20 protein-coding genes and 1 tRNA gene are annotated in these 23909 nt (G+C 66.9%); 7 read left to right on the forward strand and 14 right to left on the reverse strand.

Annotated elements, in window-relative coordinates:
- Positions 1-15 precede the first annotated feature (15 nt).
- The 4 genes from PSQ39_RS10310 to PSQ39_RS10325 are packed head-to-tail and all read right to left on the reverse strand — an operon-like array spanning position 16 to position 5878.
- Positions 16-681 carry a protein-L-isoaspartate O-methyltransferase family protein gene (locus PSQ39_RS10310; protein WP_409242016.1) on the reverse strand — a complete coding sequence of 222 codons (666 nt, stop codon included), beginning with the start codon at positions 679-681 and terminating at the stop codon, positions 16-18.
- A 20-nt stretch (positions 682-701) separates the two neighbouring features.
- Positions 702-3908 carry an efflux RND transporter permease subunit gene (locus PSQ39_RS10315; RefSeq protein ID WP_273926683.1) on the reverse strand — a complete coding sequence of 1069 codons (3207 nt, stop codon included), beginning with the start codon at positions 3906-3908 and terminating at the stop codon, positions 702-704.
- 6 nt (positions 3909-3914) lie between these two features.
- Positions 3915-5162 (reverse strand): efflux RND transporter periplasmic adaptor subunit, encoded by a 1248-nt coding sequence (locus tag PSQ39_RS10320; RefSeq protein ID WP_273926684.1) that lies wholly within the window; start codon positions 5160-5162, stop codon positions 3915-3917.
- 11 nt (positions 5163-5173) lie between these two features.
- Positions 5174-5878, reverse strand: a complete 705-nt coding sequence (locus PSQ39_RS10325; RefSeq protein ID WP_273926685.1) for a TetR family transcriptional regulator — start codon at positions 5876-5878, stop codon at positions 5174-5176.
- 168 nt (positions 5879-6046) lie between these two features.
- Here PSQ39_RS10325 and msrA point away from each other — a divergent pair, with 168 nt between their 5' ends.
- The 4 genes from msrA (at position 6047) to PSQ39_RS10345 (ending at position 10679) form a co-directional block, all read left to right on the forward strand.
- Entirely contained in the window at positions 6047-6583 is a 537-nt protein-coding gene (gene msrA, locus PSQ39_RS10330) for a peptide-methionine (S)-S-oxide reductase MsrA (protein ID WP_273926686.1), read from the forward strand.
- A gap of 160 nt (positions 6584-6743) precedes the next feature.
- Positions 6744-7250 (forward strand): hypothetical protein, encoded by a 507-nt coding sequence (locus tag PSQ39_RS10335; RefSeq protein ID WP_273926687.1) that lies wholly within the window; start codon positions 6744-6746, stop codon positions 7248-7250.
- Between the two features lie 232 nt (positions 7251-7482).
- Positions 7483-9564 carry a TonB-dependent receptor gene (locus PSQ39_RS10340; protein ID WP_273926688.1) on the forward strand — a complete coding sequence of 694 codons (2082 nt, stop codon included), beginning with the start codon at positions 7483-7485 and terminating at the stop codon, positions 9562-9564.
- 167 nt (positions 9565-9731) lie between these two features.
- Entirely contained in the window at positions 9732-10679 is a 948-nt protein-coding gene (locus PSQ39_RS10345; RefSeq protein WP_273926689.1) for an AEC family transporter, read from the forward strand.
- A gap of 15 nt (positions 10680-10694) precedes the next feature.
- On the opposite strand, the gene pdxH is transcribed toward PSQ39_RS10345, so the two are convergent.
- Positions 10695-11345: a pyridoxamine 5'-phosphate oxidase gene (gene pdxH / locus PSQ39_RS10350; RefSeq protein WP_273926690.1), complete on the reverse strand. Its 651-nt coding sequence runs from the start codon at positions 11343-11345 to the stop codon at positions 10695-10697.
- A gap of 150 nt (positions 11346-11495) precedes the next feature.
- Between pdxH and PSQ39_RS10355 the strand changes: the two genes are divergently transcribed.
- On the forward strand, positions 11496-12416 hold the full coding sequence (locus PSQ39_RS10355) for a pseudouridine synthase (RefSeq protein ID WP_273926691.1): 921 nt from the start codon (positions 11496-11498) through the stop codon (positions 12414-12416).
- A gap of 4 nt (positions 12417-12420) precedes the next feature.
- On the opposite strand, the gene PSQ39_RS10360 is transcribed toward PSQ39_RS10355, so the two are convergent.
- The 4 genes from PSQ39_RS10360 to PSQ39_RS10375 form a co-directional block, all read right to left on the reverse strand.
- Positions 12421-12924 (reverse strand): RidA family protein, encoded by a 504-nt coding sequence (locus tag PSQ39_RS10360; RefSeq protein WP_273926692.1) that lies wholly within the window; start codon positions 12922-12924, stop codon positions 12421-12423.
- 75 nt (positions 12925-12999) lie between these two features.
- On the reverse strand, positions 13000-14418 hold the full coding sequence (oiaK, locus tag PSQ39_RS10365) for a 3-oxo-isoapionate kinase OiaK (protein WP_273926693.1): 1419 nt from the start codon (positions 14416-14418) through the stop codon (positions 13000-13002).
- Positions 14415-15662, reverse strand: coding sequence for a ribulose-bisphosphate carboxylase large subunit family protein (locus PSQ39_RS10370; RefSeq protein ID WP_273926694.1), 1248 nt, complete (start codon positions 15660-15662; stop codon positions 14415-14417). Before PSQ39_RS10370 ends, oiaK begins: the two co-directional genes overlap by 4 nt.
- A gap of 16 nt (positions 15663-15678) precedes the next feature.
- Positions 15679-16509, reverse strand: a complete 831-nt coding sequence (locus PSQ39_RS10375) for a phosphogluconate dehydrogenase C-terminal domain-containing protein (protein WP_273926695.1) — start codon at positions 16507-16509, stop codon at positions 15679-15681.
- 266 nt (positions 16510-16775) lie between these two features.
- Here PSQ39_RS10375 and PSQ39_RS10380 point away from each other — a divergent pair, with 266 nt between their 5' ends.
- The gene (locus tag PSQ39_RS10380; protein WP_273926696.1) at positions 16776-17489 is read left to right on the forward strand and encodes a transcriptional regulator NanR; all 714 of its coding nucleotides are present in this window, start codon (positions 16776-16778) and stop codon (positions 17487-17489) included.
- A gap of 167 nt (positions 17490-17656) precedes the next feature.
- Here the strand turns inward: PSQ39_RS10380 and PSQ39_RS10385 are convergent.
- Positions 17657-17730 (reverse strand) — tRNA-Gly (locus PSQ39_RS10385).
- Between the two features lie 95 nt (positions 17731-17825).
- Here PSQ39_RS10385 and PSQ39_RS10390 point away from each other — a divergent pair.
- Positions 17826-19178 (forward strand): carbohydrate porin, encoded by a 1353-nt coding sequence (locus PSQ39_RS10390; protein ID WP_273926697.1) that lies wholly within the window; start codon positions 17826-17828, stop codon positions 19176-19178.
- 125 nt (positions 19179-19303) lie between these two features.
- Here the strand turns inward: PSQ39_RS10390 and PSQ39_RS10395 are convergent, their stop codons facing one another.
- Genes PSQ39_RS10395 through PSQ39_RS10410 form a run of 4 tightly spaced genes read right to left on the reverse strand, consistent with a single transcriptional unit; the run spans position 19304 to position 23897 of the window.
- Positions 19304-20782, reverse strand: a complete 1479-nt coding sequence (locus PSQ39_RS10395; RefSeq protein WP_273926698.1) for an NAD-dependent succinate-semialdehyde dehydrogenase — start codon at positions 20780-20782, stop codon at positions 19304-19306.
- Between the two features lie 51 nt (positions 20783-20833).
- Positions 20834-21793 carry an agmatinase gene (speB, locus tag PSQ39_RS10400; RefSeq protein ID WP_273926699.1) on the reverse strand — a complete coding sequence of 320 codons (960 nt, stop codon included), beginning with the start codon at positions 21791-21793 and terminating at the stop codon, positions 20834-20836.
- 19 nt (positions 21794-21812) lie between these two features.
- Positions 21813-22631 carry an ABC transporter permease gene (locus PSQ39_RS10405; RefSeq protein ID WP_273926700.1) on the reverse strand — a complete coding sequence of 273 codons (819 nt, stop codon included), beginning with the start codon at positions 22629-22631 and terminating at the stop codon, positions 21813-21815.
- Between the two features lie 18 nt (positions 22632-22649).
- Entirely contained in the window at positions 22650-23897 is a 1248-nt protein-coding gene (locus PSQ39_RS10410; RefSeq protein WP_273926701.1) for an ABC transporter permease, read from the reverse strand.
- Positions 23898-23909 lie beyond the last annotated feature (12 nt).

Raw genomic sequence — 23909 nt, forward strand, 5'->3', positions numbered from 1 at the left:
GGGTTCCTGTGAAGGTCAGAGTTTGAAGCGCGAAGGCTCGGGGAAGTTGTGCAGTCGAGCGGCCACGGTGTCCCAGGGCTGCACGGTGCTGAAGGTCTTGTCGCTGTTGCGGGTGATGAAGGTGGCGCGCATCACGGGCTCATAGCCAACGATGGCGAACAGGCGGCCACCGACCTTGAGTTGGTCGAGCAAGGCGGCGGGCACTTCTGCCACCGAGCCGCTGAGCACGATCACGTCGAAGGGGCCATCGGCCTGCACGTCACGGGCACCGTCGGCGACGCGCACTTCGACGTTGCTGACACCGGCTTTTTGCAGGTTGCCACGGGCGAATTCGGCCAGCTCCGGCTTGATTTCGAGCGAGATCACGCGTTGGGCACGGTGGGCCAGCAGGGCGGCCATGAAGCCCGAGCCGGTGCCGATTTCCAGCACCTTTTCATTCTTTTGCACCTTCAGGTCCTGCAGCGCGCGGGCTTCCACGCGCGGGGCCAGCATGGATTGGCCAGCGGGCAGGGGCACTTCCATGTCGACAAAGGCCAGGGCCTTGCTGGCCAGGGGCAGGTAGTCCTCGCGGTGGATTTCGTTGAGCAGCGCCAGGATGTCGGCGTCCAGCACATCCCAGGGGCGGATTTGCTGCTCGATCATGTTGAAGCGGGCTTGGGCGAGGTTCAGGGGCTGTGACATGGGGTAACTCCGGCGTTGGATCAGGACAAACCATCGATTTTAGGCGGGCTGGCCGGGGTTTGGCCGCGGCCCAGCACACGACGGGCCCAAGAAGCCAAATCGTCCATGTAGCAATACACCACCGGCACCACCACCAGGGTCAGCAAGGAGGAGGTGATGACCCCACCAATCACGGCCTGGCCCATGGGGGCGCGCTGCTCGGAACCTTCGCTGATGGCAAAGGCCAGGGGCACCATGCCGAAGATCATGGCCAGCGTGGTCATCAGGATGGGGCGCAGCCGCACCCGGGCGGCCAGCAGCAGGGCGGCCGAGCGCTCCAGGCCGGGCACGGGCTGGCCCTGGGCGTCCACGCCGCCTTCGCGGGCGCGGATGGCAAAGTCGACCAGCAAAATCGCGTTCTTGGTCACCAGGCCCATCAGCATGACCACGCCAATGATGGAGAACATCGACAAGGTGGAGCCAAACATCAGCAAGGCCAGCACCACGCCGATCAAGGTCAGGGGCAGCGAGGTCATCAGTGCCAGCGGCTGCAAGAAGCTCTTGAACTGGCTGGCCAGGATCATGTAGATGAAGATGATGGCCAGGGCCAGGGCCGACACCGCGTAGCCAAACGATTCGGCCATGTTCTTGGCCGAGCCGCTGAAGCTGTAGCGGTAGCCCGGTGGCAGCTGCAGGCCTTCCAGCACCTTCTTGATGTCGCCCGACACCTCACCGGCCGAGCGCTGGTAGACGTTGGCGTTGATGGCCACTTCGCGCATCAGGTCACGGCGGTTGATCTGGTTGCTGCCCAGCGACTCTTTGACGCGGGCGATCTGGTTCAGGCGCACCACGCGGCTGCTGCCGTCGCTGGCGTTGCTCAGCGCGAAGGGCAGGCGTTCCAGGTCCTCGGGGGCGTTGCGCGCGTCGGGTGCCAGGCGCACGTTGATGTCGTAGGTCTGGTCGTCCGGGGCGCGCCAAGTGCCTTCGGTTTCACCGGCCACCAGCAAGCGCAGCGACTTACCCAACTGGCCCACGTTCAGGCCCAGGTCGGAGGCCGCGTCACGGCGCAGCTCGACCGAGATTTGCGGCACGCCGTCCTTGACGCTGGAGTCCAGGTCGACCAGGCCGGGGATGGGGCGCACCCGCTCCATGACCAGGCGGCTCAGGCGCTCCAGCTCCTTGAGGTCAGGGCCTTGCAAAGAAAACTCCACCTGCTTGTTGCCGCCCACCGAGTCCAGCAGACCAACGTGGGTCACGGTGATGCCGGGCACCTGGCGCAGGCGCTCACGCAGCACGGCGGACATGGCGTCCACGCTGCGCTGGCGCTGCTGGCGGTCGACCAGGCGCACGTAGATGCTGGCGTACATCTTGCCCTGGGCATTGCCGGTGTTGATGGTGGCCAGGGTGTAGCGAACCTCAGGGAACTCGCGCACGATGGACTCGACCTGGCGCGCCTTGGCCTCGGTGGCCTCGAGCGAGGAGCCCACCGGGGTGTAGAAATTCAAGGTGGTTTCGGAGAAGTCGGCCTTGGGCACGAACTCGGTGCCCAGCAGCGGCACCATGACCACGCTCAGCACAAAAATCACCAGGGCCAGGCCCAGGGTCATGAGCCGGTGGCCCAGGGCCCAGCGCAGCAGGCTTTGGTAGCCCTCGGCCAGGCGCTCGGTGGCGTCGTCAAACCAGCCCGTGACGCGGCCAATGGTCTTGTCGTAAAAGCCCACTGGGGCGCGCTTTTCGCCGTGCGCGTGGATGCTGGGGTCGTGCCAGATGGACGACAGCATCGGGTCGAGTGTGAAGCTCACGAACATGGAGATCATCACGGCGGCCACGATGGTGATGCCGAACTCGTGGAAAAACTTGCCGATGATGCCTTGCATGAAGCCAATCGGCAAAAACACCGCCACGATGGACAGGGTGGTGGCCAGCACCGCCAGGCCGATTTCCTGCGTGCCTTCCAGCGAAGCCTGGTAGGCGCTCTTGCCCATCTGCACATGGCGCACGATGTTCTCGCGCACCACGATGGCGTCGTCGATCAGCAGGCCCACGCACAGCGACAAGGCCATCAGCGTGATCATGTTGATGGTGAAGCCGAACAGGTTCATGAACAGGAAGGTGCCGATCAGGGCGATGGGCAGGGTCAGGCCGGTGATCAGGGTCGAGCGCCAGGAGTTCAGGAACAGGAACACGATCAGCACGGTCAGGATGGCGCCTTCGATCAGGGTGCGCTGCACGTTGTCCACCGCCACGCGGATGGGGCGGGAGGCGTCCAGAATGGGCTGCAGCTGCACGCCTGGGGGCAGCTGGTTTTGCAGTTCGGCCACCGTACGGGCCAGGCCATCCACCACCTGGATGGTGTTTTCGTCCTGGGCTTTTTGCACCGACAGCAGCAAGGTGCGCTGGCCGTTGTAGAGGGCCAGGTTGTCGATTTCCTGTGCGCCGTCGCTGACCCGCGCCACCTGTTCCACCCGCACCGGGCTGCCGCCGCGGCGCGCCACGATGATGCGGCCAAAGTCCTCGGGGCGCTGCATGCGTGCGTCGATCTGCACCACGCGCTCTTGCGTCAGCGAGCGCACGGCGCCCACGGGCAGGTCCTGGCTTTCGTTGCGGATGGCGGTGGCCACCTGGTCGGCGGTGATGCCAAAAGACTCGAGTGCCGTCGGGTTGAGGTAGATGTTGATCTCGCGCTTGGTGCCACCCACCAGGGTGACCGAGCCCACGCCGCGCACGTTTTCCAGCCGCTTCTTGAGCACCTGGTCAGCCCAGTTGGTGAGTTCCACTGGGCTCATGGCGCTGCCAGCGCCGCCCTGGGCCGAGGGCAGGACTGCCAAGGACCAGACGGCCCGGCTGGCCGGGTCAAAGCGCAGCACGCGGGGTTCTTTGACCTCGGTGCGGAAGTTGGGGCGGATCGCGGCGACCTTCTCGCGCACGTCTTCGGCGGCCTTGCGGCCATCGATGTGCAGTTGAAACTCGATGATCACCACCGACTGCCCTTGGTAGGTGCGCGAGGTCAGGGCATTGATGCCGGCAATGGCGTTGACGCCTTCTTCGACCTTCTTGGTGACTTCGCTCTCCACGATTTCAGGCGAGGCACCGGGGTAATCGGTGCTGACCACCACCACCGGGAAGTCGATGTTGGGGAACTGGTCAACGTTGAGGCGCTGGTACGAGAACAGGCCCAGCACGACCAAGGCCAACATGACCATGGTGGCGAAGACCGGGTTTTTGAGGCTGACTTGGGTGAACCACATGGCGGGTCAGCGGGCAGCAGCCGGGGCAGGGGCAGGGGCTGCGGCTGCGTCGGGCGCCGCAGGCGTGGCGGCGGCCGAAGGCGATGCGGCGCCCGTGAAGCGCACGGCCGTGCCTTCTCGCAAGGGGCCCACGGCGCCTTGCAGCACCTGGGTGCCTTCGCTCACGCCTTGCAGCGTGACCCAGGGGGCTTGCTCCAACTCGCCACGCTGGCCCAGTTGCACCGGCAGGTGGCGCACAGCGGCCTGTTCGACCACCTGCACATAGGGCCGGGGCTTGTCGGTGCGCACCGCGCTCAGGGGCAGGGCCACGGCGCGGACCTTGTCGGTCTCCAGAAGGCCCTGGGCGAACAGACCTTGGCGCAGCACGGGGCCGTTGGCGCCGGGCTTGTCCAGCGTCAGGTAGGCCACCACGCTGCGGCTGCCCGCCTGGGTGCTGGGGTTGATGCGCGACACGGTGGCGCCCACGGTCTGGTTGCTACCGTTGCTTTGTTCGATGTTCAGGCGGGCGCGCTGGCCCACCCGCAGGCCCAGCGATTCGGCGGGGCTGAAGGTGGCTTCGAGTTCGAGTTGGCTCAGGTCCACGATCTCCAAGACCCGGGTGTCGATGGGCAGGCGCTCCCCAGGCTGGGCCAGGCGTTGGGCCACCAGGCCGCTGATGGGGGCCTTGAGCACGGTGTCGTCAAAGGCTTTGCGCGACACCTCGGCGGCGGCTTGCGCGGCGCGGTAGGTGGAGATGGCCGAGTTCAGCGTGGCTTGCGAGGTGTCCAGCGCGGTTTGCGAGATGAAGCCTTGGGCCACCAGGGCCTTGTTGTTGTTGTACTGGCGCTGGGCGATGTCGATCTGGGCCTTGGCCGACTCGGCCTGGTCCTGCGCCTGGCGCAGGCGGAATTGGAATTCAGTGACCTCGATGCGCGCCAGCACCTGGCCCGCTTGCACGGCGTCGCCTTCGCGCACCTTCAAGTCTTGCAGCTCGCCTGGCACCCGGGTGCGGATGAAGGCCGAGTTGACGGCCCGCAGCGCACCCGACACCGCCAAGCCCTGGCTCAGTTCGTGGACCCGGGCTTGAATCACATCCCCAGGGGCCAGTTCGACCACCGACTGCACGCCCTGGTGGGCCGAGGCGGCCACCGCGGCTTGCTGGGCCTTGCGTGCCGACAGCGCGCGCAGCACGCCGGCGCCGATGCCGCCCACCAGCAGGGCGATCAAAATCCACTTCAGCCAGGGGCGGGCCCGCCGGGGGGTTGGTGCGTTCATCGTGTCTCTTGTTATGGTTGGGATGAGAGAGGAGGCCGGGTGACGGCCCGTTCAGCTTTTCCCGTCAGGCCGTTGAGCAACAACTCGATTTGCTGGGTGATGAACAAGTCGGGCTGCATGTCAAAGGAAGCCGGGGCGCAGGCCCCCACGGAATGCTTCCACATCATCAGGAAAATCATGGGGGCGATCACGCTGTAGACCGCGTGGTCCAGGTCCAGCACCCGGAATTCGCCGCGCTCGATGCCGCGCTCCAGGATGCGGCGGATCAGTTGGTGTCCGGGCAGGATGACTTCGGCTTGGTAGAAGCTGGCAATCTCGGGGAAGTTGCGCGCCTCGCTCATCATCAGCTTGGTGATGCCCGAGGCTTTGGTCATGCCCACGCGCTCCCACCAACTGCGCATCGCATAGGCCAGCATTTCGGGGGTGGTGCCGGTGAAGTTGTTCAGCTCCGCTTCCCACTCGGTGAAACGGCCCGAGATGTTTTCACGCACCACAGCCTTGAACAGCTCTTCCTTGCTGCCAAAATACAAAAACAGCGTGCCTTTGGACACCCCGGCACGGGCCGCCACTTCCTCTGCGCGGGTGGCCGCAAACCCTTTTTCGACAAACAGGTCCAGCGCTGCCGCCAGCAGTTCGCCCGGCCGAGCCTCTTTGCGGCGCTCGCGTTTGGCCTGGCTCTCGGCCAGGGGGCAACAGGGGAACTTGGGGAGCGGCATGGTTGTTAATGACTGGTCGGTTAGTAATATAACGTTCGGCTTTGCCGTCCGTCAAGTTTGAAGCCCGCAGGGCGCCCGGCCGGGCTTTGACCCCGGCGGCCCTCAGGTAAGGCGCAGGCCCTACAGTGGCAGGCTCTGAGTTGAGTTCTTGTTTTCAGGAAAGATCCCATGGCTTCACAAACCATTACCTTGGGCGGCGGTTGCTTCTGGTGCACCGAAGCCGTGTACGTGCGCGTCAAAGGTGTGCTCGACGTCGAGTCGGGCTACTGCAACGGCCACATCCAGCGGCCCCAATACGAGCAGGTGTGCAGCGGCACCACGGGCCATGTGGAGGTGGTGCAACTGGTGTTTGATCCGGCGGTGATCAGCCTGGCGCAGTTGCTGGAGATCTTTTTTGTCATTCACGATCCGACCACGCTGAACCGCCAAGGCAACGATGTGGGCACGCAGTACCGCAGCGGCATTTACGCCCAAGACGCGGCTCAGTTGGCCGAGGTCACGGCTTGGCTGGAGGCCGCGCGGCAGGACAGCACCTGGCGCAGCCCTGTGGTGACAGAAGCGGTGTTGCGCGACAACTACTGGCCTGCCGAGGACTACCACCAGGACTATTTTGAGCAGCACCCCAACCAGGGATATTGCGCTTTCGTGGTGGGCCCCAAGGTGGAGAAGTTCCAAAAGACCTTCGCCCAGTTCGCCAAGGACTGAAGGGGCGCTTGGGGCGCGTCGGGGGGCTGATGGCTTGTTTGGGTCGCGCCGAAGGCCCTTGGGGCGGTTAAGCTTCAGGGTTGGCAGCCACTTCACGCCTGAAGTCCCGCCACCCCTTCTCCCCCGGATTTTTGTTTTCATTTCATTGATGGCCAATCGGATGGTTCACCGCACTGGGGCTCGGGCTGCACGCTCGGGTCGGCGCTCGCGTGGGCACGCCGTGGTCCGGGGCGCTTTCTCGCTGAGCCTCGGGTGGCTGCTGCTGTTGGCCTTGTGGCTGGCCCCGGTCTTGGGGCAGATGCACCGGGCCTACCACGCCAGCGGGCCGCGAGCGGTGCCGACGGCCGGGCTGCAGGCGTCTTTCGCCAGCCCCCCAACGGCCGGGTTGGCGGTTTCGGCGCCTTGGCGGGCCCCTGAACGCGGGCACAGCGCGAAGGCTGAAGGGCCGGGCGCGCAGTCCTGGCTGGAGCGCCTGTTCGCCGCCCACACCAGCGATGCCGACTGCTTGGTCTTCGACCAGCTCAGCCCTGATTCGGCCGCCACCCAGTGGGTGATGCCAGATGCGGCTTTGCCGCCCCTGCGTTTTGTGGCCTGGTGGCTGGACGCCGCCTTGGTGGCCACCACCGCCGCGCCTTGCCAGGCGCGCGCCCCCCCGGTCCTGCGTTGATCTCTCTCACCCAGCGGGGGCCCTGACAGGGCTCCCACGTGGGGCTGTGCGGCTTGAGTGCGCACAGCCACGCGGGTTTTGATGGTTTCAACCGGATTTTTTCATGGCTTTTTCAATGTCTCGCGGGCGTGGCTCGCTGGGCGCCGCTGTGTCGGGCGTCTTTTTCTCTCCTTTGTCTTCCTCTGCGGCGGCTTCTTTGACGGGGCCACGTTTTCGCCTCAGTGCGCTGTCAATGGCCTGCTTGGCCGGGGCGGTCGCCGGGTTCAGTCACCCGGTGCAGGCCCAAGAGGCCAGCCCCCCGGCGGCGACGGCGGCAGCCTCAGGCCCCAGCCTGCGTGAGGTCACCGTGACCGGCAACCCCTTGGGGGCCACCGACTTGATCGTGCCCGTCAGCACGTTGCAGGGGGCTGAACTGGCCCAGCAGGCGCGTGGCACCCTGGGGGAGACCTTGAACGGCACGCCCGGCGTCAGCAGCACCTACTTTGGCCCCAATGCCAGCCGCCCCATCATCCGCGGGCTGGACGGTGACCGCATCCGCGTGCTGAACAACGGTGGCGCCACGTTGGACGCGTCGGCCCTGAGTTTTGACCACGCCGTGCCGCTGGAGCCCATCACCGTGGACCGCATCGAGGTGCTGCGCGGCCCAGGTGCCCTGCAGTACGGCGGCAGCGCGGTCGGGGGCGTGGTCAATGTGATCGACAACCGCATCCCGCGTGAAGCACTGAATGGGGTCACCGGCAAGGTGGACCTGGGCGGGGCCACCGGCAATGGCGAGCGCAGCAGCGCCGCCATGGTCGAGGGCGGTAATGAACGCTATGCCCTGCACGTCGACGGCTTTGACCGCCGCACCGATGACGTCAAGGTGCCCCTCAGCCTGGCTTGCGAGCGCGCTGGCTCGCCTGCCCAGGCCAGCCGCATCTGCAACTCGGCCAGCCGGGCGCAGGGCGGGGCGCTGGGCGGCAGCGTGTTTTTTGACCGGGGCTACCTGGGCGCGTCTGTGGCCACCTACCAAACCACCTACGGCACCGTGGCCGAGGACAACGTGAGCATTGGCATGCGCTCCAACCGCTACGCGCTGGAAGGCGAATGGCGCCAACCTGTGGCGCTGCTGGAGAACCTGAAGTTCCAGTTCAGCCACAGCGACTACCGCCACACCGAGTACGAATCCGGGGTGGCCGGCACGCGCTTCAGCAACCAGGGCAACGACCTGCGCCTGGAGGCGCGGCACCAGCCTTGGTCGGGCGTGCAGGGCGTGGTCGGCTTTCAGGCCGAATCCGGGCGCTTTGCGGCCGTGGGGGACGAGGCCTTTGCGCCCTACAGCCGCAGCAGCAGCCAAGCCTTGTTTGTGCATGAAGAGCTGCCCACGGCTTGGGGCAAGCTGAGTGCGGGGGCCCGCACGGAGCAGGTCACGGTGCGCTCGCTGGGCAATGCCGACGTGGACCGCTTCCAGGTCGGCGAGCGTCGCTTCAACCCGCACAGCCTGGCGCTCGGCGCGCTGTGGAACGTGGCGCCCGCCTGGCAACTGACCAGTAACCTGGCTTACACCGAACGTGCGCCCAAGGACTACGAGTTGTTTGCCAACGGCCCCCACCTGGCCACGGCGGCCTGGGAGACCGGCAACAGTGCGCTGGGCAAGGAGCGCTCGACCAGCCTCGAGTTGGGCGCGCAGTGGAAGTCGGGCCCGCACCAAGCGGCCCTGAACGCCTACCAGACCCGCTTTGCCAACTACATCGGCCTGCTGCCCAGTGGCGATGTGCTGAGTGCCGAGGGCCAACGCAACCCCAGCGACGCCAGCGTGAGCACCTACCCGGAGTACCGCTATGTGGGCATCCGCGCGCGCTTCACCGGCTTGGAAGGCCGTGCCACAGTGCGGCTGCAGGGCCCGGGCGGCCTGCGCCCCGTCAGCCACTGGGGGGCTTTGGACTTGCAACTGCGCGGCGACCTGGTGCGCGCCATCAATGCCGACACCCAGGAGGCCTTACCCCGCATCGCCCCGGCCCGCTTGGGCGCCAGCCTGGCCTGGAGCCTGGGCCCCTGGTCGCTGCGCGGCGGCTTTGACCACGCGGCGGCGCAAAGCCGGGTCCCCAGCGACAGCCGTGCCACGGCGGCCTACACCTTGTGGAATGCCATGGGCAGCTACAAGACCACCGCCCAGTGGGGCGGCCAGCGCACCCAACTGCTGTGGTATGCGCGCCTGGACAACCTGACCAATCAGCTGGCCTACAGCGCCACGTCCATTCTGACCACCACGGCCTTCCCCAAGGCCCCGCTGCCAGGGCGCAGCCTCAAAGTGGGCTTGCAGCTCGCGTTCTGAGGGACGGGCTCGGTGGGTGGGCCCGGCAGGCTGGGCTAAAAGCGGCGACAATTCGAGCCCTCAAGGCCTGCGATCCCCGCCCGCCATCCACCCGGCTGCCGGTGCGTGAACGACAGGGAGCCTGCACCGGGCCCGTTTCTGTCCACCCCGACCGTTTTTGGGCCCCCGTGAACCACCCCGTCATCACCGCGCTGCTGCCTGTTGTTCTCTTCATTTTGGCGGGCTTCGTGGCCGGCCGGCGCCGCTGGATCGGTGGGGGCGCGGTGCGCGACCTGTCCAACCTGGTGTTCATGCTGCTGTTGCCGGCGCTGCTGTTTCGCACCATGAGCGCGGTGCACCTGGAGCAGCTGGACTTCAAGCCGATTGGCATGTACTTCCTGGCCGCCAGCCTGGTCTATGCCCTGGTGTTGCTGGTGCAGGGCTACAACCGCCGGGGGGCGGTGCTGGCCCTGGCGGGCACGTTCAGCAACACCGGCATGATCGGCATCCCGCTGATTGGCCTGGCGTACGGCCAGCCGGGCCTGGTGACCTTGTTCACGCTGATCTCGCTGCACTCGCTGGTGCTGTTGACGGCGGGCAACATCGTGCTGGAGCTGGCCGCCCAGCGCGAGGACCGATTGCGGGGCATCGCGCCTGCCCATTCAGTGTGGGTGACCGTGCTGCGCGCCTTGCGCAACGGCATCATCCACCCCATTCCCCTGCCCATCATGGCCGGCCTGCTGTTTGGCCTGACCGGGCTGAGCATTCCGCCGTTGCTGGACCAGCCCTTGCAGCTGCTGGGCAGTGCCATGGGCCCCATGGCCCTGGTGCTGGTGGGCGTGACCCTGGCCTATGGCTCAGTGGGCGCCCAGCTCAAGGGGGCTTTGGCCATGGTTGGGGTGAAGAACCTGTTGCACCCGGCCATGGTGGGGGCGCTGGGCTGGCTGCTGGGTCTGGGGGGCGTGCCGCTGACCGTGATGGTGGTCACGGCCGGGCTGCCAATCGGGGCCAATGTTTATTTGTTTTCGCAGCGCTACGGCGTGGCCGAAGACCTGACCACGGCCAGCGTGGCCGTCACCACCGTCATGGCCCTGGTGACTTTGCCGCTGGTGATGTTGCTGGCTGGCCACCTGTGAGGCGGCCAGCGGGGTTCAGGGCGCCAGGCGTTCGCGCACCCACAGGCCGGTGTCGTCCTGGCGGTAGCGCAGGCGGTCATGCAGACGGCTCTTGCGGCCTTGCCAGAACTGCCACTGCTCGGGCTTGAGTCGGTAGCCGCCCCAATGCGGTGGACGCGGCGGCTGCAGCATGAACTGCGCGCCGTAGCGCGCGGCATTGGCCACCAGCACGGCCCGACCGCCAATGACTTCGCTTTGCGGGCTGGCCCAGGCGCCAATGCGCGAGTCCAGCGGGCGGCTGTGGAAGTAGGCGTCGCTCTCTTCGTCGCTGACCTTCTCGACCACGCCCTCGATGCGCACCACGCGCTCCAGTTCCACCCAATGGAACTGCAAGGCGGCAAAGGGGTTGCCGGCCAGTTCGCGGCCCTTGCGGCTGTCGTAATTGGTGTACCAGACGATGCCACGCTCATCCAAGCCCTTGATCAGCACCACGCGGGTGCTGGGGCGCAGGTCGGCGCCGACGGTGGCCAGGGTCATGGCGTTGGGCTCAGGCACCTCGCTGGAGATGGCCTCGTTGAGCCACTGCTCAAACTGCTTCAGCGGATCGGCTTGCGAGGCGTCTTCGCTGAGTTCGGCGCGCTCATAGCTTTTGCGCAGGTCGGCGATGGAGGTACTGGTTTTGCTCATGCCTCGATTTTGCCTGGGTGTGGTGCTGTCGGTGCTTGACCCAGCGCAGAGTCCCCAGACCCGGCAGGCCAGGGCCGGGTCTGGCTTATAGTTCGGGGCCTTGCGCTGGCCCGGTTCTGCGGCCGGCCCAGGCCTCTTTGACACCGCCCCATGCACAAACCCGATCGTCCCCAGGTCCTGCCCACCCGCCAGGGCGTCAGCCCCAGCTGCGTGGCGGTGCCCGCGGGGCCTTGGCCCACCTTGCTTGATTTCTTGCTGCACCGCTTGCCGGCGGTGACCCGCGAGCAATGGCTGGAGCGCATGGCCCAGGGCGATGTGGTGGACGAGCGCGGTCAGCCCGTGACGCCCGAGCGGCCTTTCGAGCACAGCCTGCGCCTGTTCTATTACCGCCAGCTCGACACCGAGCCTCAGTTGCCGTTTGACGAGTCGGTGGTGTTCCAGGACGAGGAGCTGCTGGTCGCCGACAAGCCCCATTTCATGCCGGTCACCCCGGGCGGGCGCTACCTGCATGAGACCTTGCTGGTGCGCTTGAAGCACAAGCTCGGCATCGACACCTTGTCGCCCATCCACCGCATCGACCGCGAGACCGCGGGCCTGGTGCTGTTCTCGGTCAACCCGGCCACGCGGGGCGCTTACCAGGCCCTGTTCCGCGAGCGTCAGGTGGGCAAGCAGTACGAGGCCATCGCGCCCTGGCGCCCCGGGTTGAGCTTTCCGTTGCGCCGCCAAAGCCGCATCGTGGAGAGTGAGCAGTTCTTCCGCTGCTGCGAGGTGCCTGGTGAGCCCAATGCCGACACCACCATCGAGGTCCAGGAGGTGCGCGGTGACCTGGCGCTCTACCGCTTGAGCCCTGTGACCGGCAAGCGCCACCAACTGCGTGTGCACATGAACGCCCTGGGCCTGCCCATCCTGGACGACCACTTCTACCCGGTGGTGAACGACCCACCCGAAGGTGACTACGCCCAGCCGCTGCGCTTGTTGGCGCGCGGGCTCGCTTTTGAGGACCCGGTCACGGGCCAGTCGCGGCGCTTCAGCAGCGGGCTGCAGCTGAGTTGGCCCGCCATGAAGGACTGAGGCCTCAGCCGCCGGGCATTTCCAGCCGGGGCGGCGGCGGGTTGCAGGCGGCGATCAGGTCGATTTCCACGCTGGCGTTCTTGGGCAGTTGCCGCACGCCCACCGAGGTGCGCGTGTGCCGGCCCGCATCGCCGAGGATGTCAAACAGCAGGTCAGACGCGGCGTCGGCCACCTCGCTGTGCTGGGTGAAGTCGTCGCTGCACTGCACATACACCGTCACCCGCAGCACCTGGGCCAGGTCGTCCAGGCTGCCCAGGTGCCGGGCCAGCAGGGCCAGGGCGCGCAAGATGCTGATCTGGGCGCCGGTGCGGGCTTGGTCCAGCGAGGTGTCGCTGCCCACCCGGCCCGTGACCACCACGGTGCTGCCCACGCGCGGCACCTGGCCGCTGACATAGAGCGTCTCGCCGTGCTGCAGCACCGGCAGGTAATGGCCACCCGCTTGGATGGGGCCTTCAAAGGCGTCGCCCCAGGGGGCGCAGGCGGCGGTGAAACGGGATTGACGGGTCATGGCGGGGATCGGTTGAAATCTAGTCAGTCCGCCATGGTAGTCCCCGGGGAGCGGGCCCGCGGCCCCTGGCGCCGTTCAGCCCCCGTGCAAGGCCTGTCCGTAAAAGGACTCGCCCCCCATCTGCCCGCCCTTGAGCACCACTTCCAGCCCATCCCGCTGGGGGTGGGTGGACCAGGCGCGGCACAGCGGTGCCCCGGGGGTGAGCCGGGCCAGCACGGTCAGCGCGTCAAGTCCCAGCACGCTGGCCACTTCGCCAGAGCTGTCCCCGCCAGCCACCACAATGCGCCGCAGCGGGTGTTGGTCGAGCAGGCGTTTCATGACCTCGGCCAGGCAGGCCCCCACGCAGCGGGCGGCCTCGGTCCGGCTCAGCCCGGCTTGCGCGGCATGCTGGTCGAAGGCCAGTACCTCCGGGTCATCAGGGCCTTCGGCGCTGAAGACCAGGGCGCTGCGCCCGGCCGACAGCGCCTGGCCCGCCTGGGCCAGCACGCGCTGCAGTTCGGCCTCGCGCCGCGCCGGCTGCAAGCAGGCCGCCACGGCCAGGCGTTCGGTGGCAAAGCCGTGCGCGCGCGCCCAGCGGATCTGGGCGGCTGACACGGGGGAACAGCTGCCACTGACGGCGGCGATCTGGGACACGGGCTGGGTCTCGGGCAACGCCGTGTGGGCCGGCAGCCAGCCCTCGCTGCGCCAGTAGGCGGTGAGGGCATAGCACAGACCCGAGGACGAGGCGCTGAACAAACCCTGGCCCCGTTGGCGCCAGACCAGCCGGCCCGCTTCGAGCAGGGTGTCCTCGTCCAGCACGTCGATGAACACGATGGGGGCCTCCGCCTGGGGGGACGTCGCGCCCGCTTCGTCGGCCTCAGGCTGGCGGCAGGCCGTGAGCTGGGCATGGGCGTCGCCCGATTTCAGTTGCACCATGTCCACCAGGCCCATGCGGCGGGGGGTTTGCGCGGCCAGATGGCGGCGCAGGTCCGATTCGCCCATGGGGGTGACGGGGTGGCGCGACATGGTGGGGTGGCGGTCCAGCCGGTAGCCCACGCCGTCCACGGCCGCAAACAGGTGGCCAAACACTTGGTAGCGGCGCAGCCGGGGCGCGCCGACCACGGTGGGGCTCCAGTGGCCGCCCATGTGCTGCAGGCCGATCTCGATGGCGCAGCCAATCGAGCCGAGGCTGGGCGATGAATCAAAGGTGGAGCACACCTTGTAATGCAGGATCGGGGCGCCCAGGGCCTTCAAGCTGGCAAAGGCCTGGGGCAGTTCAGCGCGCATCCACTCGGGGGAGCGGCCCCGTGAGGAGCCAGCCAGGCCCACGCAGCGCACACCGGGAAAGCGCTGCAGGGCCTCGGGCGTGGGGGGCGCCAGAAACAGCACGGTGGGCACGCCCGCCGCCGTCATGGCTTCCATGGCGTCGGTGGAGCCCGTGAAGTCATCGCCGTAATAGGCCAGCAGCAGGCCCTCGGGCAGTGGGGCAGGCTGGTGGTCGTCGTTGGGGCTCATCGCCAAAACTCCAAAGCCTGCCGCAGCGCCGGCGATTGTTGGGCTGCCTGCGCCAGCGGGACCCCCTCTTGCGCGGCTTGCCAGGCATCGCGAAACGATTGCACCCCAGCGGCCACGCCCCCGGGGTGGCCAAAAATGCCGCCCCCTGCGGTGTGGATCAGGTCGGCGCAGCCCAGGCCGTCAAAGGTGTCCTGGGCCTGCAGCCCGGTCTGGCCCGAGCTGAAGACGGGCATGGCGGTCATGGGGGCGCTTTCCATGACCGGGGCCAGGACCGTGCGCGCCGCGGCCATCACGCTGTCGTCGGCTTCGCTGAATTTGTTGCGCAGGCCGTTCACATGCAGGTGGTCGGCCCCGGCCAGGCGCCAGATTTTTTGCCAGGGGCCGTAATCGAAGCCCAGTTGGGGCGAGCGGCTCAGGTAACCCCAGCCGGCCCGGTGGGCGTGGATGGGCAGTTGGGCGTGGCGGCGCAGTTCGGTCATGCCGACCAGCCCGATCGAGTTGAGGCAGGCCATCACGCAGGTACCGCCCTCGGCCAGCACCAGGTCGTGGCGCCGCTTCATCTGGTCCAGGTTGCCCGTCAGGTTGAAGGCCACCATGGGCTGGCGGCCCAGCTTGTCGGCGGCCTGGCGCACCACACGCATCACGGCGCGCACGCGCTCGTCAAAGGGGCAGGCGGGGCCGTCGGCCTGCAGCTCGTCGTCCTTGATGAAGTCGATGCCGCCGTCCACCAGCAGTTGCACCTGCTGCTCGGTTTCGGCCACGCTGAGGCCGACGCTGGGCTTGATGATGGTGCCGATCAAAGGGCCGTGCGCCACCCCACTCAGGTGCCGCGTGCCGTCCACCCCAAAGGCCGGACCTGGGTAGGCCTGGGCAAAGGCGGGCGGCAGTTGCAGGTCCAGCAGGCGCAAGCCGGTGACGCAGCGCAGCTCAAACAGGTTGCCAGCCACCGTGGCCATCAGCGTGGGCAGGCAAGGGCCCAGGTTGGCCAAGGGCCAGGACAGCGTCAAGCGCACCTGGGTGTAGCGGCCGCTGGGCGCTGGGGCCGGCGTGGGCAGGCTGGGCTGGGCGCTGTGGCCCAGGACTTCCAAGTGCTCGACCCGGGCTCCGGCCCGGGCCTTGAGTTCGGGCGTCTCGGTGGGCAGGGCGACAAAGGTGCCGCTGGACTGCTCGCCAGCAATCACCTCGGCCGCGTGCGCTGGGTCGTCGCCGGTCTCCAGCCAGTAGGTGGCGTAGATGCGTTCCATGGTGTCCAAAGGGGGCTCAGGTGATGCGGCGGATGCTTTCGGCGATCTCGTCGCGCTCGAAGACCTTGATCCAGTCGTCGCGCATCAGGCGAGGCTTGCCGAAAGTGATGGCCTTGTTGCAGGCGTCCGAGAAGGCGCCTGGCACTTCCTTGAAGATCACCGCGGCCAGGATGTTCATGTGGCCCAGCAGGAAGTCGCGCGCGCACTCGGCGGGCACGCCCCGGCGCACGGTTTCGTCCATGGCTTCGCGCATCACGTCGAGCAGGGTGGCGCAGACGGTTTCGGACAGGCCGGGCTCCAGCAGCGCCATCTGCTCCACGGTCAGGCGGTAGGAGTTGAGGATGGGGGCGTAAATGGTCTTGGCCAGTTCTTCGCCCAGGTCAAAGGCCGACTCGGGGCCTTGCATCAGCGCGCTGGTGATGGACTGCTTGGCAAAGCCGCCGCCAAAGTAGTCCTTGCGGGCCGCTTCGGTGGTTTCGTTGTTGTAGATCGGTGGGTGGCAAGGGTGGGCCACGAAGTAGGTCAGGTCGTCCCGTTGCGGCAGGTGGCCCGCAAATGGGGCGGCTGCGTCCAGCACCATGACCATGGTGCCGGGCTTGAGCAGGGGCTCGATCTGGTGCGAGATCTTGCCAATCAGGTTGTCGGGTACGGCGAGGATGACGACATCAGCACCTTGCAAAGCGTCTTCGGTGCTGACCACCGACAGGCCCAGCTCATCGCGCAGGCGCTGCTGGCCAGCGGCACCGGGTTCGACGTGGGCCACGCGGAAGCGCGAGTTCAACAGGTTCTTGGACAGGCGTACGCCCATCTTGCCGCCGGCGCCAAACAAGGCAATTTTGGGATTCACGGGCTGATCTCCTTGAGGGCTGGCCCCGCTGTGGGGGCGCTGAATTGAAAAAGGCGGCATCGCACCCCTTGGGTTTGCGCAGCGTCGACACCGCATTTGGCTTAACTGGTGTGATGAGTAGACCACTTTGTGATTTCAGGAAAAACTGGGGTTTTCACGGACAGGGTCCCTGCACGGCTGGGTGAATCGGCCCGGGCCATAATCCAAAGCGGTGGCCCGTGCCACCCGTCCAAGCCCTCAGACCTCCCCATTCCCCCAAGCCCTGCATGACCGAACCGATTCAGCGCCGCAAACTGTTCCAAGAGGTTCTGGACCGATTGATGAAGCGCATCCGTTCGGGGGACATCCCGCCCGGCGCGCAGCTGCCGTCGGAGCGGGAGCTGATGGAGGAATACGGGGTGGGACGCCCCGCCGTGCGCGAGGCTCTGCAAACCCTGGAGCGCTCGGGCATCGTGGAAATCGCGCATGGCGAGCGTGCACGCGTGGTGGTGCCCACGGCGGCGCGCCTGATCGGCCAGGTGGCCGGAGGCGCCATGCACTTGCTGCGCAGTCAGCCCGATTCGCTGGAGCACCTGAAGGACGCGCGGCTTTTTCTGGAGACCGGCATGGCGCGCCTGGCGGCCGAACGCGCCACGGCGGCGGACATCGCGCGCCTGCGTGAGGCCGTGGCCCGGCACCGCGCCTCGCTGAATGACCTGGAAACCTTCATGGAGCTGGACATGGTGTTCCACCGCGAACTGGCCATGGTCAGCGGCAACCCCATCTTCCCGGCCATCGTCGAGGCCTTGTTCCGCTGGGCGGGGGAGTACTACCAGGCCATGGTGCGCGCCCCTGGGGTGGAGGACCTGACCCTGGCCGAGCACGAGCGCATCGTGGAGGCCATTGCCCAACACGACCCCGAGGCCGCCGACCAAGCCATGCGGGCGCACCTGACACGGGCCAGCCAGCTGTACAAGACGACCAGGGAGCCCGCCGGCTGAGGCCGCTCAGTGGGGGCGGTGGCAGCCCCTGCGACCAGAGCCACTGCTCACAGAAATAACCGAGTGGCGGTGATCTGGTGGCATGGAAGACCGGGCAACAAAAAACCCGCTGCCAGAGGAAGGTCAGCGGGTTCTGAGGGGCCTTGAGGCCGGGTGAGACAGGAATCTGGAGCGGGTGAAGGGAATCGAACCCTCGTATGAAGCTTGGGAAGCTGCCGTTCTACCATTGAACTACACCCGCGAAGCCTCGCATTATACGGTCAGACCGAGGCTGGCTTCGTCACCGGAAGGTCATTTGCGCCACCTATACTCGCCGGCTCTGGTGACTGGAAACCCATGAAGAACCGCATCCTCAAACCCCTGGGCCTCTTGGCTTGTACCTGGCCCTTGTTGTGGGGCGGCCTGGCCTCGGCAGCCGATGAGTCAGCAGGCGCTGCCGACACCGAGCAGGCCATGGCGCGCTTCCAAAGCACCTACATCTGGCAAAAGAAGTCCAACTTTTCTGCGGCCTACTCGGGACCCAACAGCCTGATCCCGCGATCTGAGCGCAGCTACACGCTGACTTTTGATGGCTACTTTGGCTTTCGGCCCTGGCAAAACGCCGAGTTGTACTTTGTGCCCGAGATCACCCAGGGCCTGCCTTTGTCCAACCTGACGGGCCTGGGCGGCTTCACCAGTGGTGAGGCGACCCGGGTCAGCGGCACCAACCCCACGCTTTACCGCCAAAAGCTCTTCCTGCGCCAGACCTGGAACCAGGGCGGTGGCCAGCAAAGGGTGGATGCCGATGTCGACCAGTTGGCCGGTTTTGTGGACCGTGACCGGGTGGTTCTGACCGCCGGTAACTTTTCTACCCTGGACATCTTTGACGACAACCTCTACGCCAAGGACCCGCGCAGCCAGTTTCTCAATTGGTCGGGCATGTCGCACCTCGCCTACGACTACGCGGCCGACGCGCGCGGCTTTGGCTGGGGGGCGGCGCTGGAGTGGTACACGGGGGACTGGGTGCTGCGCGCCGGTCGCATGACCGGGCCCACCACGCCCAATGGTTTGCCCACCGATCTGCGCATCTTCAAGCACTACGGCGACCAAGTTGAAGTCGAACACGCCCACACCCTGGCCGGTCAGCCGGGCAAGGTGCGGGTGCTGGCCTGGCGCTCTCGGGCCTTGCTGTCCAGTTATGCCGAAGCCTTGGCCTATGGCCAAGCCAACCCGAACGCCAGCAAAGAGTGGATTTCGGCGGTGCGCAACGGTGACAAGACCAAGTACGGTCTGGGCCTGAACGTGGAGCAGGCCGTCAACGACCGGTCGGGCGTCTTCCTGCGCGCCATGAAGGGCGATGGCAAGACCGAAACCTACGCTTTTGCCGAAGCCGATGCCTCGTTCTCCACCGGCTATTCGACCCGGGGCACCGCCTGGTCGCGCGACCAGGACACCTTGGGCCTGATGTACGCGCGCAACATGCTCTCGGCCGACCGGCGCAAGTACCTGGCGGCGGGTGGCATTTCTTTCTTCATTGGCGACGGCGCGCTGCGCTACCGGCCCGAGACCTTGTTCGAGGTCTACTACAACATGAAGGTGAGCAAGGGCCTGTGGGTGTCGCTGGACTACCAGCGCATTGCCAACCCGGCCTACAACGCGGACCGGGGCCCGGTCAACGTGGGTTCTGTGCGCTTGCACGCGGAATTCTGATCGGCGCTCAGCCCCACCGGCGTCAGCCCGGCTGACGTTCATCGCGGTCTGGCAACATGAAAAAAAAGGCCCCGCTGGATGCAGTCCAGCGGGGCCTTTGTGGTGTCAACCCGGCAGCGCAGGGCTTACTTCAGGATGTCGCCCAGGCACAGGTACTTGAGTTCCACGTAGTCGTCCATGCCGTGGTGCGAGCCTTCGCGGCCCAGGCCGGACTGCTTGACGCCGCCAAACGGCACGTGCTCGGTGGCAATGACGCCCGCGTTGATGCCGACCATGCCGTACTCCAGCGCCTCGCTGACGCGGAAGATGCGGCCCACGTCGCGGCTGTAGAAGTAGCTGGCCAGGCCGAACTCGGTGTTGTTGGCCGCATCGATGGCTTCTTGCTCGGTCTTGAAGCGGAACACCGGGGCGAAGGGACCAAAGGTCTCTTCACGGGCGCACAGCATGTCGGCCGTGGCGTCGGCCACCACGGTGGGTTCAACAAACTGGCCTTCCAGGGGCGTGCCGCCCGCCACCACGCGGCCACCCTTGGCCAGGGCGTCGGCCAGGTGGCGCTGCACTTTCTGCACCGCGGCGGGCTCGATCAGCGGGCCTTGGTTCACGCCGTCGGTGAAACCATTGCCCACCTTCAGGGCCTTGACCTTGGCGGCAAACTTCTCGACGAAGGCGTCGTACACACCGTCTTGCACGTAGAGGCGGTTGGCACAGACGCAGGTCTGGCCCGCGTTGCGGTACTTGCTGGCCATGGCGCCTTCGACGGCGCTGTCCAGGTCGGCGTCGTCAAACACGATGAAGGGCGCGTTGCCGCCCAGTTCGAGCGACATCTTCTTGACCGTGGGCGCGCTTTGCGCCATCAGGATGCGACCCACCTCGGTGCTGCCCGTGAAGCTGATGTGGCGCACGATGTCGCTGGCGCAGAACACCTTGCCCACGGCAATGCTGTTGTCGCCATCGGCGCTCAGCAGGTTCAGCACGCCGGCGGGGATGCCGGCGCGCACGGCCAGTTCGGCTGCGGCCAGGGCGGTCAGCGGGGTCAGCTCGGCGGGCTTGATGACCACGGTGCAGCCGGCGGCCAGGGCCGGGGCGACCTTGCGCGTGATCATGGCCAGCGGGAAGTTCCAGGGCGTGATGGCGGCGCAGACCCCGATCGGCTGCTTCATCACCATCAGGCGGCGGTTGTTGTCGAACTGGGGCAGGGTTTCACCGTTGACGCGTTTGGCTTCTTCGGCAAACCACTCCACAAAGCTGGCGCCATAGGCGACTTCGCCCTTGGCTTCGGCAAAGGGCTTGCCTTGCTCGGCGGTCATGATGCGGCCCAGGTCTTCCTGGTGGGCCATCAGCAGGTGGAACCACTTCAGCAGGATGGCGTGGCGCTCTTTGCCGGTCTTGGCGCGCCAGGCGGGCCAGGCGGCGTTGGCGGCGGCGATGGCGGCTTCGGCGTCGGCCGGGCCCAGGTTGGCGACGTCGGCCAGCTTCAGGCCGGTGGCCGGGTCGTGCACGTCAAAACGGCTGCTGCCAGGCACCCATTGGCCGTTGATCAAGGCGTCGGTCTTGAGCAGGCTGGGGTCGTTGAGCAGGGCGAGGGGGGAGGTCTTCATGTCCATGGCTTGGATTTCCTGGGTTGGAAGGGGTCGTTGATCAGGGAGGCGTGGCGCTCAGCGGCAGGGCACGCCAGGCAACACACACAGCATTTCGTACAGCAGGTTGGCCGCCAGCAAGGCGGTGTTGCCGCTGCTGTCGTAGGGTGGGCTGACTTCAACGAGGTCGCAGCCTATCACGTTCAGGCCACGGCAGCCGCGCACGATTTCAAGGCCTTGCGCGACACTCAGACCGCCGATTTCCGGGGTGCCGGTGCCGCCTGCAAAGCTGGGGTCCAGGCCGTCGATGTCGAAGCTGATGTACACCGGGTGATCGGGGCCGATGCGCTTGCGCACCTGGGCCATCAGCGGGGCCAGCGACTGCCACCAGACCTCGTGCGCGGGCACGACGGTGAAGCCTTGCTGGCGCGGCCAGTCGAAGTCGTCGCTCGCGTAGCCGGTGCCGCGCAGGCCGATCTGCCAGACCTTGTCGCCCGCCAGCAGGCCTTCCTCCACGGCCCGGCGAAAGGGCGTGCCGTGGGCGATGGGTTCGCCAAACATGTGTTCGTTGACGTCGGCGTGCGCGTCCACGTGGATCAGGGCCACGGGACCATGGCGCTTGGCCACCGCGCGCAGGATCGGCAGGGCAATCGTGTGGTCACCGCCCAGGGTCAGGGGCGTGCAGCCGTGGGCCAGCACCTCGTCGTAGAAGGACTCGATCAAATCCACCGACTTGCTCAGCGAGTAGGGGTTGATCGGCACATCGCCGAGGTCGGCCACTTGCAGCGCGTCAAACGGCGCGGCCCCGGTGGCCATGTTGTAGGGCCGCAGCAGGCAGGACTCGGCGCGGATCTGGCGCGGCCCGAAGCGGGCGCCCGATCGGTTCGAGGTGCCCAGGTCCAGCGGCACGCCAATGAAGGCGGCGTTCAGGCCTTGCGCGGTGTTCACCACGGGCAGGCGCATCATGCTAGCGATGCCGCCAAAGCGCGGCATGGTGTTGCCGCCCAAGGGCTGGTTGAGGTCGGATGAAGTGGTCATGACCAGGTCTCGGGGCCGATCAGCGCTTGCGACCGCGCAGCCATTCAAGGGCCAGCAGCAAGCTGGTGGTGAACAGGATCAGCAGGGTGGCCACCGCGGCGATGGTGGGAGAGATGTTTTCGCGGATGCCGGTGAACATCTGGCGCGGCAGCGTGGCCTGCTCGGCACCAGCCAGGAACAGCGTCACCACCACCTCGTCAAAAGACGTGGCAAAGGCAAACAGCGCGCCCGACACCACGCCCGGTGCGATCACCGGCAGGGTGATGCGGAAGAAGGTGTTGAACGGCGTTTCGCCCAGGCTCAGCGAGGCTCGCACCAGGTTGTGGTTGAAGCCCGCCAGCGTGGCCAGCACCGTGGTCAGCACAAAGGGCGCGCCCAGCGCGGCGTGCACGATGATCAGGCCCACATAGCTGTCGGCCAGGCCCAGCGGTGCAAAGTACAGGTAAGCGGCCACGCCCACCACCACGATGGGCACCACCATGGGCGCGATCAGGATGCCCATCAGCAAGCCCTTGAAGGGGAAGCTGGCGCGCGAGAGACCCACCGCCGCCAGCGTGCCCAGCGTCGTGGCAATGAGCGTGGCCGCAGGGGCCACCATGAAGCTGTTGCGGGTGGCGCGGGCCCATTCGGGCGACTCAAACAAATGCACATACCACTTGGTCGACCAAGCCGGAATCGGGTAGGCCAGGAAGGAGCTGTCCGAGAACGACAGCGGCACCATCACCAGGATGGGGGCCAGCAAAAAAGCCAGCACCAGCACGCAGACGATGCGCACCAGCCACCAGCCGGCCTTGTCGGCCGCCGTGGCATAGAGGGGGAACACAGGCATTTTGATCATGTTGTCGTCCTTTCTGGGTTAGCCCAGACTGAGTTCTGCTTTGCCGATGCGGCGGTACACGCCGTACAGCAGCAGCGTGGCGGCCAGCAGCAGGGCGCCCAGGGCGCAGGCCATGCCCCAGTTCACTTCCACATTGGTGTAGCGGGCGATGTAGTAGCTCAGCATCTGGTCGTCCGCACCGCCCAGCAAGGCCGGGGTCACGTAGTAGCCAATCGACAGGATGAAAACCAGCAGGGCGCCTGCGCCGATCCCGGGGTAGGTTTGGGGCACGTAGACGCGGAAGAAGGCGGCCAGCGGGGAGCTGCCCAGCGACACCGCTGCGCGCAGGTAGGTGGGCGGCACGCTTTTCATCACGCTGTACAGCGGCAAGATCATGAAGGGCAGCAGGATGTGCACCATGGCAATCACCACGCCAGTGCGGTTGAACAGCAGGGGCAGGGGCTCGCTGATCAGGCCGATGCCCATCAGGCCGCGGTTGACCAGGCCTTCGGACTGCAGCAGCACGATCCAGGCGGCCACGCGCACCAGGATGGAGGTCCAGAACGGCACCAGCACCACGATCATCAGCACATTGGCGCTGCGCTCGGGCAGCGAGGCCAGCCACCAGGCCAGCGGGTAGGCCAGCAACAGGCACAGCACGGTCACCACCAGGCTGATGTGGAAGGTGCGCAGCAAGATGGCGCCAAACGCGCGCTGGTCTTCGGGCATGCGCTCGACCTGGCCTTGCGCGTCGCGCTTGAGGTCGACCGAGGCCAAGAGGTAGTCGGGCGTCCAGCGCGAGCCATTCTTGGCAATCGCCTGCCAGAAGCTGGGCTGGCCCCAGCGGGCGTCGGTTTGCAGCAGGCGCTCGCGCACCTCGTCGGCACTGCCCGCCATGGGCAGCGCGCGGTAAGCGCCCATCACCAGCGAGCGGGCGCCGGGCACTTCGGAATTGAGGCGCCGCGCCAGTTGCCCGGCGTCGGCGCTGTCGGGCAGGTGGGCCAGGTCGCGCATCAGCGCGGCGTAGGCCGAGGCGCCCGGGGCCTCGCGCCCATCCCAGCCGTCCAGCGCACGCACGGTCTGGGGCAGGGCATTGGCGACCTCGGGGTTCTCCACCGCGCGCTGCAGCAGCGCGACGATGGGCACCAGCAGGGTCAGGAGCAAAAACACCAGCAAAGGCAGGGTCAGCCCGAACGCCCGCCATTGGCGGCGCGATTCAGCGCGGGAGAGGGCGCGGCGCAGCGCGCCGGGCTCAGCGCCGTCGAGGGCGGTCAGGGTGTCGGCCATGGGGTCGGGGCT

Origin of the sequence: Curvibacter microcysteis (genome assembly GCF_028649455.1) — a bacterium.
GTDB classification, from domain to species: Bacteria; Pseudomonadota; Gammaproteobacteria; order Burkholderiales; family Burkholderiaceae_C; genus Curvibacter; species Curvibacter microcysteis.